This is a genomic window from Pseudomonas sp. B21_DOA (assembly GCA_030544685.1).
Classification (GTDB): domain Bacteria; phylum Pseudomonadota; class Gammaproteobacteria; order Pseudomonadales; family Pseudomonadaceae; genus Aquipseudomonas; species Aquipseudomonas fluorescens_AO.
In genome coordinates, this window is the sequence record CP086683.1 from 698,267 (window position 1) to 713,911 (window position 15,645).

General features: G+C 61.0%; 11 protein-coding genes and 2 pseudogenes. 5 read left to right on the top strand and 8 right to left on the bottom strand.

The window, feature by feature from the left end; translation table 11 throughout:
- Positions 1 to 55: 55 nt before the first annotated feature.
- From LJU32_03325 to LJU32_03350, 6 genes and pseudogenes are all read right to left on the bottom strand, one after another.
- Positions 56 to 1,024 (bottom strand): annotated as a pseudogene (locus LJU32_03325) (CDP-6-deoxy-delta-3,4-glucoseen reductase).
- Positions 1,024 to 2,490, bottom strand: a complete 1,467-nt coding sequence (gene ubiD / locus LJU32_03330; protein WKV89455.1) for a 4-hydroxy-3-polyprenylbenzoate decarboxylase — start codon at positions 2,488 to 2,490, stop codon at positions 1,024 to 1,026. The pseudogene LJU32_03325 and the gene ubiD overlap by 1 nt, the downstream one beginning before the upstream one ends.
- Before the next feature lie 80 nt (positions 2,491 to 2,570).
- Positions 2,571 to 4,526 carry an acyltransferase gene (locus tag LJU32_03335; GenBank protein ID WKV89456.1) on the bottom strand — a complete coding sequence of 652 codons (1,956 nt, stop codon included), beginning with the start codon at positions 4,524 to 4,526 and terminating at the stop codon, positions 2,571 to 2,573.
- Positions 4,527 to 4,663: 137 nt separating this feature from the next.
- Entirely contained in the window at positions 4,664 to 5,923 is a 1,260-nt protein-coding gene (gene rho, locus LJU32_03340) for a transcription termination factor Rho (protein ID WKV89457.1), read from the bottom strand.
- A gap of 244 nt (positions 5,924 to 6,167) precedes the next feature.
- The gene (gene trxA, locus LJU32_03345; GenBank protein ID WKV89458.1) at positions 6,168 to 6,497 is read right to left on the bottom strand and encodes a thioredoxin TrxA; all 330 of its coding nucleotides are present in this window, start codon (positions 6,495 to 6,497) and stop codon (positions 6,168 to 6,170) included.
- Between the two features lie 120 nt (positions 6,498 to 6,617).
- Positions 6,618 to 7,321, bottom strand: a pseudogene (locus LJU32_03350) (FadR family transcriptional regulator).
- Between the two features lie 256 nt (positions 7,322 to 7,577).
- On the opposite strand from LJU32_03350, the gene LJU32_03355 reads away from it, so the two are divergent.
- From LJU32_03355 to ppx, 5 genes are all read left to right on the top strand, one after another.
- Positions 7,578 to 8,363 (top strand): transporter substrate-binding domain-containing protein, encoded by a 786-nt coding sequence (locus LJU32_03355; GenBank protein WKV89459.1) that lies wholly within the window; start codon positions 7,578 to 7,580, stop codon positions 8,361 to 8,363.
- A 21-nt stretch (positions 8,364 to 8,384) separates the two neighbouring features.
- Positions 8,385 to 9,053, top strand: coding sequence for an amino acid ABC transporter permease (locus tag LJU32_03360; GenBank protein ID WKV89460.1), 669 nt, complete (start codon positions 8,385 to 8,387; stop codon positions 9,051 to 9,053).
- Positions 9,050 to 9,700, top strand: a complete 651-nt coding sequence (locus LJU32_03365; protein ID WKV89461.1) for an amino acid ABC transporter permease — start codon at positions 9,050 to 9,052, stop codon at positions 9,698 to 9,700. Before LJU32_03360 ends, LJU32_03365 begins: the two co-directional genes overlap by 4 nt.
- Complete coding sequence (locus tag LJU32_03370; GenBank protein ID WKV89462.1) at positions 9,687 to 10,424, top strand: amino acid ABC transporter ATP-binding protein; 738 nt, start codon at positions 9,687 to 9,689, stop codon at positions 10,422 to 10,424. Before LJU32_03365 ends, LJU32_03370 begins: the two co-directional genes overlap by 14 nt.
- Positions 10,425 to 10,545: 121 nt before the next feature.
- Complete coding sequence (ppx, locus tag LJU32_03375; protein WKV89463.1) at positions 10,546 to 12,048, top strand: exopolyphosphatase; 1,503 nt, start codon at positions 10,546 to 10,548, stop codon at positions 12,046 to 12,048.
- Between the two features lie 169 nt (positions 12,049 to 12,217).
- Here the strand turns inward: ppx and ppk1 are convergent, their stop codons facing one another.
- Positions 12,218 to 14,443, bottom strand: coding sequence for a polyphosphate kinase 1 (gene ppk1 / locus LJU32_03380; GenBank protein ID WKV89464.1), 2,226 nt, complete (start codon positions 14,441 to 14,443; stop codon positions 12,218 to 12,220).
- An 18-nt stretch (positions 14,444 to 14,461) separates the two neighbouring features.
- Positions 14,462 to 15,475, bottom strand: coding sequence for a porphobilinogen synthase (gene hemB, locus LJU32_03385; GenBank protein WKV89465.1), 1,014 nt, complete (start codon positions 15,473 to 15,475; stop codon positions 14,462 to 14,464).
- Between the last annotated feature and the right edge of the window lie 170 nt (positions 15,476 to 15,645).

The window sequence follows — 15,645 nt, forward strand, 5'->3', positions numbered from 1 at the left end:
GCGTTGCGAGCGCTACGCATTAAACCAATGTGGGAGCAAGCTCGCTCCCACATCTTCAAGAGCGCGGCGCGTAGGCGAACACATCGGCGCGCATCTGATGTGCATCCATGCCCGCCTCGACCAGCGCGTCCAGCGTGCCGTAGACCATCGCTGGCGAACCGCTGGCATAGACGTGCAGCGGCTTCAGGTCTGGGAAATCCTCGCAAACCGCCTCGTGCAACATCCCGCAGCGCCCCTCCCAGCCGCACTGGTCGCTGACCACCTTGTGCAGGAACAGATTGGGCAGCTTCAGCCATTCGTCCCAGTGCTCGATCTGATAGAAATCCTCGGGCCGGCGCACGCCTCAGTACAGATGCACAGGATGCTTGAAGCCTTCGGCGCGGCAATGTTCGATCAGGCTGTGAATCTGGCCCATGCCGGTACCGGCGGCGATCAGCACCAGCGGACCATCAGGCAACTCGGCGAGATGCGTATCGCCGAAAGGCAGTTCGACACGCACCATCGGGTTGCGTTGCAACTGCTCGACCAGGCTTAACGCACTGGTTTCGCGCGCCAGCACATGAATTTCCAGATCACGTCCGCCGTGCGGTGCCGAAGCCATGGAGAACGCCGATTTCTCGCCGTTCTCACGCTCGATCATCAAGTACTGCCCGGCGTGGTAACGCGGCGGCTTGCCTGCTGGTGCCCGCAGACGCACGCGCCAGGTGTCGCCGCCGACCTCGCGGCACTCGATGACCTGACACGACAGGCTGCGCACCGGCAATTCACCGAGTGCGAGCACGCCATCCCACAACAGCACGCAGTCTTCCAGCGGTGCGGCGATGCAGGTGTAGAACTCGCCATGATCGTGGACTTTGCCGGCCTGCTCGACGCGGCCCTCCACCAGCAGCGCTGCACACACGTGGCAATTGCCGTTGCGGCAGCTTTGCGGGCAGTCATAGCCCAGGCGCCGCGCACCGTCGAGAATCCGCTCACCGGGCTGTATCTCGAGCACCGCTCCGGAAGGCTGCAGGGTTACACGCATCAATCTATTCCTAACTGATTCCAGATGGCATCGATCCGTTGGGTGACGGCGTCGTCCTTGACGATCACACGGCCCCACTCGCGGGTGGTTTCGCCCGGCCACTTGTGGGTGGCATCCAGGCCCATTTTCGAGCCCAGGCCGGAAATCGGCGAGGCGAAGTCGAGGTAGTCGATCGGCGTGTTATCAATCATCACCGTGTCGCGCTTGGGGTCCATGCGCGTGGTGATGGCCCAGATCACGTCGTTCCAGTCGCGGGCGTTGATATCGTCGTCGGTGACGATAACGAACTTGGTGTACATGAACTGTCGCAAAAACGACCAGACGCCAAGCATCACGCGCTTGGCATGCCCCGGATAGGACTTCTTCATCGTCACCACAGCCATGCGGTACGAGCAGCCTTCCGGCGGCAGGTAGAAATCGGTGATCTCCGGAAACTGCTTCTGCAGGATCGGCACGAACACTTCGTTCAGCGCCACGCCGAGAATCGCCGGCTCATCCGGCGGACGGCCGGTGTAAGTGCTGTGGTAGATCGGCTTGATCCGGTGGGTGATGCGCTCGACGGTGAACACCGGGAAGCTGTCGACTTCGTTGTAGTAACCGGTGTGGTCGCCATACGGACCTTCGTCGGCCATTTCGCCGGGATGAATCACGCCTTCAAGGATAATTTCCGCGGTGGCCGGCACTTGCAGGTCGTTGCCACGGCACTTGACCAGTTCCGTGCGATTGCCGCGCAAGAGCCCTGCGAAAGCATATTCGGAGAGGCTGTCCGGTACCGGCGTCACCGCACCGAGAATCGTCGCCGGATCGGCGCCAAGGGCCACGGACACCGGAAACGGCTGGCCCGGATGTTTCTCGCACCACTCGCGAAAGTCGAGGGCGCCGCCACGGTGGCTGAGCCAGCGCATGATCACCTTGTTGCGGCCGATCACTTGCTGGCGATAGATACCGAGGTTCTGGCGTTCCTTGTTCGGGCCTTTGGTGACGGTCAGACCCCAAGTGATCAACGGGCCGACGTCGCCGGGCCAGCAGGTTTGCACGGGCAGCATGGCCAGATCGACGTCGTCGCCTTCGATGACCACTTCCTGGCACACCGCGTCTTTGACCACTTTCGGCGCCATGGAGATGATCTTGCGGAAGATCGGCAGTTTTGACCACGCGTCCTTCAAGCCCTTCGGCGGCTCCGGCTCCTTGAGGAAGGCCAGCAGCTTGCCAATCTCGCGCAGTTCGCTGACCGACTCGGCGCCCATGCCCATGGCCACCCGCTCGGGGGTGCCGAACAGGTTGCCGAGCACCGGAATGTCGTAACCGGTGGGTTTTTCGAACAGCAGCGCCGGGCCCTTGGCTCGCAGCGTGCGGTCGCACACCTCAGTCATCTCCAGCACCGGCGAGACGGGAATCTGGATGCGTTTCAACTCTCCGCGCTGCTCAAGCTGCTGCACGAAATCCCGAAGATCCTTGAATTTCATTGACGATGGCACCCTCAAAATAGGCGTACATCCTACCTGCTCTGAAGGGCAAACAGCAGTCCGTCAGAGCCTGACAGTACTCAATCTCGATTTGTGCCCAGCAATACCGGCGCAAACAACGGGCTCAGCCTGGCGCTGCCAATGTCCGAGAGATGGTCCTCATCCTTGTACTGCGAGTGGCCGTTGACCTCAATGCTGCAGACCCCGTCAGCACACATCATCGGCGTCGGGTCGATGACGTGAACACCCGGATCGGCTTCGCTCATGGACGTGAACAAGTTGCCGAGAAAATGCTGGCGCGCCAGATGCTCATCAAGCGGACGCCCCAGACCTTCGGCGGACCGGCCAATCCTTGCCAGACTGGTTAGGCGGTTAATGGCGCCCTTGCGTTGCAGCGGCACCTCCTTGAACAGCCAGACCTGCACGCCGGCTGCGCGCAAGGCGGCCACCCGCGCGCGCAACGCGGCGGCCATGCGTTCCTCAGCCTGGGCGGTATCGTCATGGGCGTTGAGCAAAACCTTTCTGTCGCCATCCTCGCGACCATAGACGTAAAGACTCCAATTGGACGCCAATACCACGTCCTTGATGCCAAGGCTGAGCACTTTGTCCATGGTCTGCTGGTTGAAGTCCTTGCACCGCTGGCGCGGCTCGTCGCTGAGAATCGGCGGACAGGCGCTCATACTGAACAACCACACCGAACGACCGTCGCGGCGGGCATTGGCCTCGATGGCCGGCATCAACGCAGCCGCATGGCTGTCACCCCAGAACGCCTGGGTCGGCGGCGTACTCTGTTCGCCGCCGACCAGACAGGCCTTGTCGATCGATTTGTCTTGCGTCACCACCATGCATTTCATCTGCCCGGCACGCCATTCGCGGGCCTGCGCATATTCCAGAGCCTTGCCGCTCAGGCGCCCGGGGATACCGTCGGCCGAGCGAATCGCCGAACCGACCGCGACCAGTACAGCAATGGCCACTACCGCACCCGCCAGTATCGATTTACGTTCGCCCAGCAAACGCTTTTCTCGAAACGGCAATTCGATGTAGCGCAGGCTCAGCCACGCCAGACCCACTGCCAGCACCATCCAGGCGAGCGCCTCGAGCGGCTGGATACCGTCGATGGAAATGGCGTTGGCGTAAACGTAAATCGGCCAGTGCCACAGATACAGCGAATAAGACAGCAGGCCGATCCAGACCAGCGGTCGCAGGCTCAACAGTCGCGCGGCCCAGCTTGGTCCCTGGGCGCCTGACCAGATCAGGGCAGTGGTGCCCAATACCGGCAGCAACGCCGCCCATCCGGGAAACACCGTTGAGCGATCAAACGTGAACACGGCGAGCAGCACCGCTGCCAGACCGGCAATGCCGACCATCTGGTACAGCCATGGTCGTACGGCCTGTCTCGGCGCAGGCATTACCGCAAGCATTGCCCCGCACAACAATTCCCAGGCACGGGTCGGCAGAGAGAAAAAGGTGAATTCCGGCTTGTGCTCAATCCAGGCGATGTTCAGGCCAAAGGAAATCAGCAGCAATCCCAGCAACATCCAGCGCCAGTGTCTGACATAGCGAACCAGCACCGCCATCAGCAACGGGAAGAAGATGTAGTACTGCTCTTCAACCGCCAGCGACCAGGTGTGCAACAACGGTTTCAGATCGGAGGCCGGCTGGAAGTAGCCGTCCTCGCGCATGAACAGGATATTGGAGATAAACAGCGACTGATAACGCACCGTCCGGCCAAGTTCGGAGAAATCCTTCGCTGTCAGCAGCAGCCAACCCAGCGCCAGCGTCACCAGCATGACCACCGTCAGGGCCGGAATAATGCGGCGGGCACGGCGCGCCCAGAAATCGACAAAGCTGAAACGCTTGGCGCTGATTTCACGGAACAGGATCGAGGTGATCAGGAATCCGGAGATGACGAAGAAAACATCCACGCCGACAAAGCCGCCGCTGAATGTATTGAATCCGAAATGAAAGAGCACGACGGGAAGTACCGCGAGCGCGCGTAAGCCGTCGATATCACGGCGATTGCCAAACGTGTGCATGAAAAACCTTACCTGTTCTGGATACAGAATCCCTTGAAGGCGCGACGTTAGCAGCCGCGCAAATTTCAATCCAGATACAAATAAATCGCAGACAAAAAAAGCGCCCCTTGCGGAGCGCTCCTTCTGTCAGCGGCGTACTACTTGCGCTTCATCGACAAGAAGAACTCGTCGTTGGTCTTGGTCGTTTTCAGTTTGTCGACCAGGAACTCGATGGCGGCGACTTCGTCCATCGGGTGCAGCAGCTTGCGCAGAATCCACATGCGCTGCAGCTCGTCGTCGGCAGTCAGCAACTCTTCGCGGCGGGTGCCGGAGCGGTTGATGTTGATGGCCGGGAACACACGCTTCTCGGCGATCTTGCGATCCAGCGGCAGTTCCATGTTGCCGGTACCCTTGAACTCTTCGTAGATCACTTCGTCCATCTTCGAGCCGGTTTCAACCAGCGCGGTGGCGATAATGGTCAGCGAGCCGCCTTCTTCGATGTTACGCGCGGCGCCGAAGAAACGCTTCGGCTTCTCCAGGGCGTGGGCATCGACACCACCGGTCAGGACCTTGCCGGAGCTCGGGATCACGGTGTTGTAGGCTCGGGCCAGACGGGTGATGGAGTCGAGGAGGATCACCACGTCTTTCTTGTGTTCGACCAGGCGCTTGGCCTTCTCGATCACCATTTCAGCAACCTGCACGTGACGGGTCGGCGGCTCGTCGAAGGTCGAGGCAACCACTTCGCCGCGCACGGTGCGCTGCATTTCGGTCACTTCTTCCGGACGCTCGTCGATCAACAGCACGATCAGGTGAACTTCAGGATTGTTACGGGCGATGTTCGCTGCGATGTTCTGCAGCATGATGGTTTTACCGGCTTTCGGCGGTGCGACGATCAGGCCACGCTGACCTTTGCCGATCGGTGCACACAGGTCGATCACACGACCAGTGAGGTCTTCGGTCGAACCGTTACCGGCTTCCATCTTCATGCGCACGGTCGGGAACAGCGGAGTCAGGTTCTCGAAGAGAATCTTGTTTTTCGCGTTCTCCGGACGATCAAAGTTGATCGTGTCGACCTTGAGCAGGGCGAAATACCGCTCGCCTTCCTTCGGAGGACGAATCTTGCCAACGATGGTGTCACCGGTGCGCAAGTTGAAGCGGCGGATCTGGCTCGGCGAGACGTAGATGTCGTCAGGGCCGGCGAGGTAGGAAGCGTCTGCGGAGCGCAGGAAGCCGAAGCCGTCCTGGAGAATCTCCAGCACGCCATCACCGGAGATTTCCTCGCCGCTTTTCGCGTGTTTTTTCAGCAGGGAGAAAATCACGTCCTGCTTGCGCGAACGGGCCATATTTTCTATGCCCATCTGTTCGGCTAATTCGAGCAGTTCGGTAATCGGCTTTTGCTTGAGTTCAGTCAGATTCATATAGGAATGACGTAATCATTTATGGAGGGGAAATTAAGCTTTTGGCTTAATGAGGCCGCGCCGCGGAGAAGGCGACAGGATCGCGAACTAATTCGAAAAGGAGTGCGTCGGCGACGGCTAGCAGGGGGCAGTGGAGAAACCAGTGCGGGGCCGAATGTACCACCTGAGTTTCGGAGCGTCTAGCCCTGAATACGCAAAAAGCCCCGCGATTTGCGGGGCTTTTTTCAGCGTTTTACTGCGACGCTCAGATGTTGGCGTCGAGGAAAGCCGCCAGCTGCGACTTCGACAGTGCGCCGACCTTGGTCGCTTCAACGTTGCCGTTCTTGAACAGCATCAGCGTCGGAATACCACGCACGCCATGCTTGGCCGGGGTTTCCTGGTTTTCGTCGATGTTCAGTTTGGCGACGGTCAGCTTGCCTTTGTAAGTCTCGGCAATCTCGTCCAGAACCGGTGCGATCATTTTGCAAGGGCCGCACCATTCAGCCCAGTAGTCGACCAGGACAGCGCCTTCGGCCTTGAGTACGTCGGCTTCGAAGCTAGCGTCGCTAACGTGTTTGATCAGATCGCTGCTCATGGAATTCTCCAGGTTGTAAGCAAAAAAACGTGGCCCATCATAGCCGCCCTTCCCTTGTTCAGGAAGCCGCAGATGATTGAGTGTTGCTATGGCCCTTGATGAGTTTGGGTATAGCTCAAGTCACGCCGTGGCGGGAGCGATGAAGGCGATTCCGGTACGCAGGGCGGCGTTGCGCACATGTTCCTGCATGGCTTTTGCGCTGCTCCCGACGCACGGCGCGCCAAGGCACGGAGGATCTTGCGGTGTTCCTGCCAGGTTTCCATGGCGCGCTCGGCGCGGATGAACGGCAGTTTCTGGCTCTCGAGGAAGATCTCGGCGCTGGCGGTGAGAATGCTCAGCATCGCCTGATTGCCGCTGGCGAGAAGGATGCGCCGGTGAAATTCGAAGTCGAGTTTCGCCGCTGCTTCGAAGTCGCCGCCGCGCAAGTGCTCGCGCATCGCCGCGACATTGTCTTCCAGCGCATCCAGATCAAACGTACTCAAGGTTGTCGCGGCGAGCCCGGCGGCGAAGCCCTCCAGCGCGTAGCGCAACTGAAAGATGTCCAGCGGCGAGGCTTGCGCCGCGAATGGCCAGCCCGGCGCTTCGCCGCGCGACAACTCGACCGGCGACTGCACGAACACGCCCTTGCCCGGCTGAATACTGACCACGCCCAGTGCACTGAGCGACGACAAGGCTTCACGCAAGGAAGCGCGGCTGACGCCCAGTTGCAGCGCCAGATCCCGTTGCGACGGCAACGCATCGCCGGCGCCGAAACCCTGTTCGGTGATCAGTTTGCGGATCGCTTGCAGCGCCACTTCGGGTACGGCGCGGGAGATCGAATTCATGGTTTGCGGACGCATCAGGGCCAAGGTGCGGCTAGTTGTAAAGCTATTCGCCGAGTCCGGCAAGTCGTGCCCCAGCGGGGTTCGGCGCGGGCAGCCGATGCGCCATCGCAGTGCGAAAACCGAGTTGACTGTTCAGACCAGTAAGACCGAACCAAACCGCTGCTACCGCGGCCTGCCGGGGCGAAATCCACCTCTTGGCACGGCCCATGCTCTGTCCGATCGCAGCAACCACTTCCCGCCGATCCGGAGATTGTCCATGACCCAGCGTTACAGCGCCCTCCTCGCTTCCCTGTTTGCCGGCCTGCTGCTTTGCCAGGCTCCCGCTCACGCCGACGGTCTGGACGACGTGGTCAAACGCGGCACGCTGAAAGTCGCCGTGCCCCAGGACTTCCCGCCCTTCGGCTCGGTCGGCCCGGACATGAAGCCGCGCGGTCTGGATATCGACACGGCGAAACTGCTGGCTGACCAACTCAAGGTCAAACTCGAGCTTACGCCGGTCAACAGCACCAACCGCATTCCGTTCCTCACCACCGGTAAGGTCGATCTGGTGATTTCCAGCCTTGGCAAAAACGCCGAGCGCGAGAAGGTCATCGACTTCTCCCGCGCCTATGCGCCGTTCTACCTCGCCGTGTTCGGTCCGCCAGACGCTGCGATCACCAGCCTCGACGACCTCAAGGGCAAGACCATCAGCGTCACCCGTGGCGCCATCGAAGACATCGAGCTGAGCAAAGTCGCCCCCGAAGGCGTGACCATCAAACGTTTCGAAGACAACAACTCGACCATCGCCGCTTATCTGGCAGGGCAAGTCGATCTGATCGCCAGCGGCAACGTAGTGATGGTGGCCATCAGCGAGAAGAACCCCAAGCGCGTACCGGCGCTGAAAGTGAAGCTCAAGGATTCGCCGGTCTACGTCGGTGTGAACAAGAACGAAGCGGCGCTGCTGGCCAGGGTCAACGACATCCTCAACACCGCCAAGGCTGACGGCGCACTGGAAAAGAACTCGCAGACCTGGCTGAAAGAGCCGCTGCCGGCCGATCTCTGATCGACTGCGCGGGAGACCTTCATGGCTTATCAGTTCGATTTTTTGCCGGTGGTGGAAAACACCGACCTGCTGCTGCGCGGCGCCCTGTTCACGCTCGAGCTGACCGCCATCGGCGCATTGCTCGGGGTCGGCGTCGGGATTGTCGGGGCGCTGGTGCGGGCGTGGCAGATCCGCCCGTTCTCGGCGATCTTCGGCGTCTACGTCGAGTTGATCCGCAACACGCCGTTTCTGGTGCAACTGTTCTTCATCTTCTTCGGCCTGCCGTCGCTCGGCATGCAGATCTCGGAGTGGCAGGCGGCGGTGCTGGCGATGGTGATCAACCTTGGCGCCTATTCGACCGAAATCATCCGTGCCGGCATCCAGGCGATTCCGCGCGGGCAACTGGAAGCGGCTGCGGCACTGGCGATGACGCGCTTCGAAGCGTTCCGCCACGTCGTCCTGCTGCCGGCGCTGGGCAAGGTCTGGCCGGCGCTGAGCAGCCAGATCATCATCGTCATGCTCGGCTCGGCGGTGTGTTCGCAGATCGCCACGGAAGAATTGAGCTTCGCCGCCAACTTCATTCAGTCACGCAACTTCCGCGCCTTTGAAACCTACGCGCTGACCACCCTGATCTACCTGTGCATGGCGCTGCTGATCCGCCAATTGCTCAACTGGTTCGGCCGGCGGTTCATTGCGAGGAGCAGCCAATGAGCGACTTCACTTTCTGGGACATCCTGCGCAACCTGCTCACCGGCCTGCAATGGACCCTGGCGCTGTCGCTGGTGGCGTTCATCGGCGGCGGCCTCGTCGGCCTGCTGATTCTGGTGATGCGCATTTCGAAGAACACGCTGCCAAGCAGTATCGCCCGCACCTGGATCGAGCTGTTCCAGGGCACGCCGCTGCTGATGCAGCTGTTTCTGGTGTTCTTCGGTGTGGCGCTGGCCGGGATCGAGATTTCGCCATGGATGGCCGCCGCGATCGCCTTGACCTTGTTCACCAGCGCCTATCTGGCGGAGATCTGGCGCGGCTGCGTCGAGGCCATTCCCCACGGTCAGTGGGAAGCCTCGTCGAGCCTGGCGCTCAGTCCGCTGGAGCAGCTGCGCTACGTGATTCTGCCGCAAGCGCTGCGCATCGCCGTGGCGCCGACCGTGGGCTTCTCGGTGCAAGTGGTCAAAGGCACAGCGGTGACCTCGATCATCGGCTTCACCGAACTGACGAAGACCGGCGGCATGCTCGCCAATGCCACGTTCGAACCGTTCATGGTCTATGGCCTCGTCGCCCTCGGCTACTTCCTGCTCTGCTACCCCTTGTCCCTCAGTGCGCGCTACTTGGAAAGGAGACTGCATGCCTCTGCTTAGAATTTCCGCCCTGCATAAATATTACGGCGATCACCACGTACTCAAAGGCATCGACCTCAGCGTCGAGGAAGGTCAGGTCGTGGCGATCATCGGCCGCAGTGGCTCGGGCAAATCGACCCTGTTGCGCACGCTCAATGGCCTGGAGTCGATCAACGACGGCGTGATCGAAGTCGACGGCGAATACCTCGACGCCGCCCGCGCCGATCTGCGCAGCCTGCGACAGAAAGTCGGCATGGTCTTTCAGCAGTTCAACCTGTTCCCGCACCTGACCGTCGGCGAAAACGTCATGCTCGCCCCGCAAGTGGTGCAGAAAGTATCCAAGGCCAAGGCAGCCGAACTGGCGCGCGAAATGCTCGAGCGGGTCGGGCTCGGGGAAAAATTCGATGCCTTTCCGGATCGCCTGTCCGGCGGCCAGCAACAGCGCGTGGCGATTGCCCGGGCCCTGGCGATGTCGCCGAAGGTGCTGCTGTGCGATGAAATCACCTCGGCCCTCGACCCTGAGCTGGTCAACGAAGTGCTCAGCGTGGTGCGGCAATTGGCCAAGGAAGGCATGACACTGATCATGGTCACCCACGAAATGCGCTTTGCCCGCGAAGTCGGAGACAAACTGGTGTTCATGCACCACGGCAAGGTGCATGAGGCGGGCGATCCGAAGGTGTTGTTTGCCAATCCGCAGACGGCAGAGCTGGCGAACTTTATTGGCACGGTGGAGGCGACAGCCTGAAGCAGCCTCATCCTGATCGTTCCCACGCAGAGCGTAGGAACGATCAGGTTTGAACCATGCGCGTTGGCGCCAGCGTTTGATCGTGGCACGATGTCGGGGTTATCGACCGAGACCCCTGACCATGCCGCAATCCCAAGCCAAGAATCTGTCCCTGATCGCCGCAATCGACCTGGGCTCCAACAGCTTTCACATGGTCGTGGCCAAGGCCCAGAACGGCGAAATCCGCATCCTCGAGCGCCTCGGCGAGAAGGTGCAACTGGCCGCCGGCATCGACGACGCGCGCCAGCTCAACGAAGAATCGATGCAGCGCGGCCTCGATTGCCTCAAGCGCTTTGCCCAACTGATCAACGGTATGCCGCTCGGCGCCGTGCGCATCGTCGGCACCAACGCCCTGCGTGAAGCGCGCAACCGCGGCGAATTCATCCGCCGCGCCGAGGAAATCCTCGGCCACACGGTAGAAGTCATCTCCGGCCGTGAAGAAGCGCGCCTGATCTATCTCGGCGTGTCGCACACACTCGCCGACACCCCAGGCAAACGTTTGGTCGCCGACATCGGCGGCGGCAGTACCGAATTCATCATCGGCCAGCGCTTCGAGCCGTTGCTGCGTGAAAGCCTGCAGATGGGCTGTGTGAGTTTCACTCAGCGCTACTTCAAGGACGGCAAGATCACCCCGGCGCGCTACGCCCAGGCCTATACGGCGGCGCGCCTGGAAATCATGAGCATCGAGCACGCCCTGCATCGCCTGACCTGGGATGAAGCCATCGGCTCTTCCGGTACGATTCGCGCCATTGGCCTGGCCCTGAAGGCTGGCGGTCATGGCAGCGGCGAGGTCAACGCCGAAGGCTTGGCGTGGCTCAAGCGCAAGCTGTTCAAGCTGGGCGACGCCGACAAGATCGATTTCGAAGGCATCAAGCCTGACCGCCGCGCGATCTTCCCGGCGGGCCTGGCGATTCTCGAAGCGATCTTCGACGCCCTCGAACTGCAACGCATGGACCATTGCGAAGGCGCGCTGCGTGAAGGCGTGCTCTACGACCTGCTCGGCCGCCATCATCACGAAGACGTGCGCGAACGCACCCTGACCTCATTGATGGAGCGCTATCACGTCGATCTGGAACAGGCGGCGCGGGTCGAGCGCAAGGCCCTGCACGCGTTCGATCAGGTCGCCGTCGACTGGGAACTGGACGACGGCATCTGGCGCGAACTGCTCGGCTGGGCGGCGAAAGTCCACGAAGTCGGCCTCGACATCGCTCACTATCACTACCACAAGCACGGTGCCTACCTGATCGAGCACTCCGATCTGGCCGGCTTCTCGCGAGAAGACCAGCAGATGCTCGCGCTATTGGTGCGAGGCCATCGGCGCAATATCCCCAAGGACAAATTTGCCGAATTCGGCGATGACGGCATCAAGCTGATTCGCCTGTGCGTGCTGCTGCGGTTTGCCATTCTGTTCCATCACATTCGCGGAACCCAGGCGATGCCGCAGGTGGTGCTGCATGCCAATGGCGACCATCTCGATGTGCAATTCCCGGAGAACTGGCTGGATGAAAATCAGCTGACCCAGGCGGATTTCGGACTTGAGGCGGATTGGCTGACGCGGGTGGGGATTGTTCTCACGGTGCACTGACACTGATTGTGGCGAGGGATTTATCCCCGCTGGCCTGCGCAGCAGGCCTGATTTTGCCTCAAGGGGTCGCTTCGCGCCCAACGGGGATAAATCCCCTCGCCACAGGTCGGAATCAGTGTAGATACAAAAAGGCGATCCCGAGGGATCGCCTTTTTTATTGGGCTGACGGTCAACTGCTCACCGGCAATATCGGGCTGCCCAACCGCTCCAGCAACGTCGCCTGCGCACTGCGCGGGTTCTGGTTGCCAGTGGGCGTGTTGCGGATGTAGCGGCCGTCCGACTGCAAACTCCAGCTGTGGGTGTTGTCGGTCAGGTACAGCTCCAGCTCCTTCTTGACGCGGGTCAGCAGCTTCTTGCCTTCCACCGGGAAGCAGGTCTCGACGCGCTTGTCGAGGTTGCGCTCCATCCAGTCGGCGCTGGAGAGGAACATCTGCTCGTCGCCGCCGTTGAGGAAGTAGAACACCCGCGTGTGCTCGAGGAAGCGGCCAATGATCGAGCGCACATGAATGTTGTGCGAGACCCCGGCGATGCCCGGGCGCAGGCAGCACATGCCGCGCACCACCAGATCGATGCGCACCCCGGACTGACTGGCCTTGTACAGCGCGCGGATGATCTTCGGATCGGTCAGCGAGTTGAACTTGGCGATGATGTGCGCCGGTTTGCCTTCGAGGGCGAACTGGGTTTCGCGGGCAATCATGTCGAGCATGCCCTTCTTCAGGGTGAACGGCGCATGCAGCAGCTTTTTCATGCGCAGCGTCTTGCCCATGCCGATCAACTGGCTGAACAGTTTGCCGACGTCCTCGCACAAGGCGTCATCGGAGGTCAGCAGGCTGTAGTCGGTGTAGAGCTTGGCGTTACCGGCGTGATAGTTGCCGGTGCCGAGGTGCGCGTAACGGACGATCTCGCCAGCCTCGCGGCGCAGAATCAGCATCATCTTGGCGTGGGTCTTGAAGCCGACCACACCGTAGATCACCACGGCACCCGCCGCTTGCAGACGGCTGGCCAGTTGCAGGTTGGACTCTTCGTCGAAGCGCGCGCGCAGCTCGATCACCGCCGTGACTTCCTTGCCGTTACGCGCGGCGTCGACCAGCGCATCGACGATCTCGGAGTTGGCGCCGGAGCGGTACAGGGTCTGGCGAACGGCGAGAACGTGCGGGTCTTTCGCCGCCTGACGCAGCAGGTCGACCACCGGGGTGAACGACTCGAACGGGTGCAGCAGGAGGATGTCCTGCTTGCTGACCACGCTGAAGATGTTTTCGCTGTTCTGTAGCAGTTTCGGGATCTGCGGCGTGAACGGCGTGTATTGCAGCTCCGGATGGCTGTCCAGACCGGTGATGCTGAACAGGCGCGTCAGGTTGACCGGGCCGTTGACCTGGTACAGCTCGGTCTCGCTCAGGTTGAACTGCTTGAGCAGGTAGTCCGAGAGGTGTTTTGGGCAAGTGTCGGCGACTTCCAGACGCACCGCGTCACCGTAACGCCGCGAGAACAACTCACCACGCAGGGCGCGGGCGAGGTCTTCGACGTCTTCGGAGTCGAGCGCCAGGTCGGCGTTGCGGGTCAGACGGAACTGGTAGCAGCCTTTCACCTTCATGCCCTGGAACAGGTCATCGGCGTGGGCGTGGATCATCGACGACAGGAACACATAGTTGTCGCCGGCGCCGCCGACTTCTTCCGGCACCTTGATGATCCGCGGCAGCAGACGCGGCGCCGGAATGATCGCCAGACCGGAGTCGCGACCGAAGGCGTCGATGCCTTCGAGCTCGACGATGAAGTTCAGGCTCTTGTTCACCAGCAGCGGGAACGGGTGCGTCGGGTCGAGGCCGATCGGGGTGATGATTGGCGCGATCTCGTCGCGGAAATAGCGGCGGACCCAGGTCTTGAGCTTGGTCGTCCAGTTGCGCCGACGGATGAAGCGCACCTGATGCTTTTCCAGCTCCGGCAGGAGGATGTCGTTGAGGATCGCGTACTGGCGGTCAACGTGACCGTGAACCAGCTCGCTGATCCGCGCCAGCGCCTGATGCGGCTGCAAGCCGTCAGCGCCGGCCTGTTCGCGGGCGAAGGTGATCTGCTTTTTCAGCCCGGCGACGCGGATTTCAAAGAATTCATCGAGGTTGCTGGAGAAGATCAGCAGGAACTTCAGCCGCTCCAGCAACGGGTAGGACTCGTCCAGCGCCTGTTCCAGCACGCGGATGTTGAACTGCAATTGCGATAGCTCGCGGTGGATGTACAGGCTGCTGTCATCCAGGCCGGGAATGGCGATCGCCGGCACCGCCGCGGCGGTTTCGGCGACCGGCGCGGGTGGCGCAGGCTCCAGTTCCGGCGGAGTTTCGGTGATTTGCTCGACCACCGGCTGAGCTTCTTTTACGGCAACTTCAGTGAGTCCTTCGGTATTCATGGAATGTTCCTGGGAGGGCTATTTCTGCTCTCGTAACAATTGAGCGGCACGAACGGCAAAGTAAGTCAGGATGCCATCTGCACCGGCACGTTTAAAGGCGGTCAGTGACTCGAGGATCACCGCTTCGCTCAACCAGCCATTCTGGATAGCGGCCATGTGCATGGCGTATTCGCCACTGACCTGATAGACGAAGGTCGGCACCTTGAAGGCATCTTTGACCCGAAAAAGAATGTCCAGGTAGGGCATGCCCGGTTTGACCATGACCATGTCCGCGCCTTCGGACAAGTCCGCACCGACTTCGTGCAGCGCTTCGTCGCTGTTGGCCGGGTCCATCTGATAAGAGGCTTTGTTGGCCTTGCCGAGGTTCGACGCCGAGCCCACCGCATCGCGGAATGGGCCGTAGTAGGCGCTGGCGTACTTCGCCGAGTAGGCCATGATGCGCACATTGACATGACCGGCGATTTCCAGCGCTTCACGGATGGCCTGGATGCGACCGTCCATCATGTCCGATGGCGCCACGACCTGCGCGCCGGCTTCGGCGTGGGACAGCGCCTGACGCACCAGCGCATCGACGGTGATGTCGTTCTGCACGTAGCCGTCTTCGTCGAGAATGCCGTCCTGACCGTGGGTGGTGAACGGATCCAGCGCCACGTCAGTGATCACGCCCAGCGCCGGGAAACGCTCTCGCAAGGCGCGAGTGGCGCGCTGAGCGATGCCTTCAGGGTTCCACGCTTCGGCGGCATCGAGAGATTTCAGTTCAGGCGGGGTGACCGGAAACAGCGCCAGCGCCGGAATGCCCAGCTCGACCCATTTCGCCGCTTCTTCAAGCAGCAGATCAATCGTCAGTCGCTCGACGCCCGGCATCGAGGCCACGGCTTCGCGGCAGTTTTCACCGTCGAGCACGAACACCGGCAGAATCAGGTCATCGACCGTCAATACGTTTTCACGCACCAGGCGCCGCGAAAAATCATCACGGCGATTGCGACGCAGACGAGTGGCAGGGAACAGACGATTGGCAGGGGTAAAGCTCACGGCGGACTCCTGAGCCCGGGCAAACGGGCGAGCGTGACAGTTATAGACGGCCATTATGACCAACAGATGACAGTTGTGTGCGCTCTGTGACAGGTAGCCGCAATCCATTGTCGGTGTAGGAAATGTTAACGTCGAGACACATTTGGACACTTTCATGAATGTGCCCGAAG

Excerpts from the sequence above, each read along its gene's own strand:
- ubiD (WKV89455.1), bottom strand. The coding sequence starts at position 2,490 with ATGAAATTCAAGGATCTTCGGGATTTCGTGCAGCAGCTTGAGCAGCGC.
- LJU32_03335 (WKV89456.1), bottom strand. The coding sequence starts at position 4,526 with ATGCACACGTTTGGCAATCGCCGTGATATCGACGGCTTACGCGCGCTC.
- rho (WKV89457.1), bottom strand. The coding sequence starts at position 5,923 with ATGAATCTGACTGAACTCAAGCAAAAGCCGATTACCGAACTGCTCGAA.
- trxA (WKV89458.1), bottom strand. The coding sequence starts at position 6,497 with ATGAGCAGCGATCTGATCAAACACGTTAGCGACGCTAGCTTCGAAGCC.
- LJU32_03355 (WKV89459.1), top strand. The coding sequence starts at position 7,578 with ATGACCCAGCGTTACAGCGCCCTCCTCGCTTCCCTGTTTGCCGGCCTG.
- LJU32_03360 (WKV89460.1), top strand. The coding sequence starts at position 8,385 with ATGGCTTATCAGTTCGATTTTTTGCCGGTGGTGGAAAACACCGACCTG.
- LJU32_03365 (WKV89461.1), top strand. The coding sequence starts at position 9,050 with ATGAGCGACTTCACTTTCTGGGACATCCTGCGCAACCTGCTCACCGGC.
- LJU32_03370 (WKV89462.1), top strand. The coding sequence starts at position 9,687 with ATGCCTCTGCTTAGAATTTCCGCCCTGCATAAATATTACGGCGATCAC.
- ppx (WKV89463.1), top strand. The coding sequence starts at position 10,546 with ATGCCGCAATCCCAAGCCAAGAATCTGTCCCTGATCGCCGCAATCGAC.
- ppk1 (WKV89464.1), bottom strand. The coding sequence starts at position 14,443 with ATGAATACCGAAGGACTCACTGAAGTTGCCGTAAAAGAAGCTCAGCCG.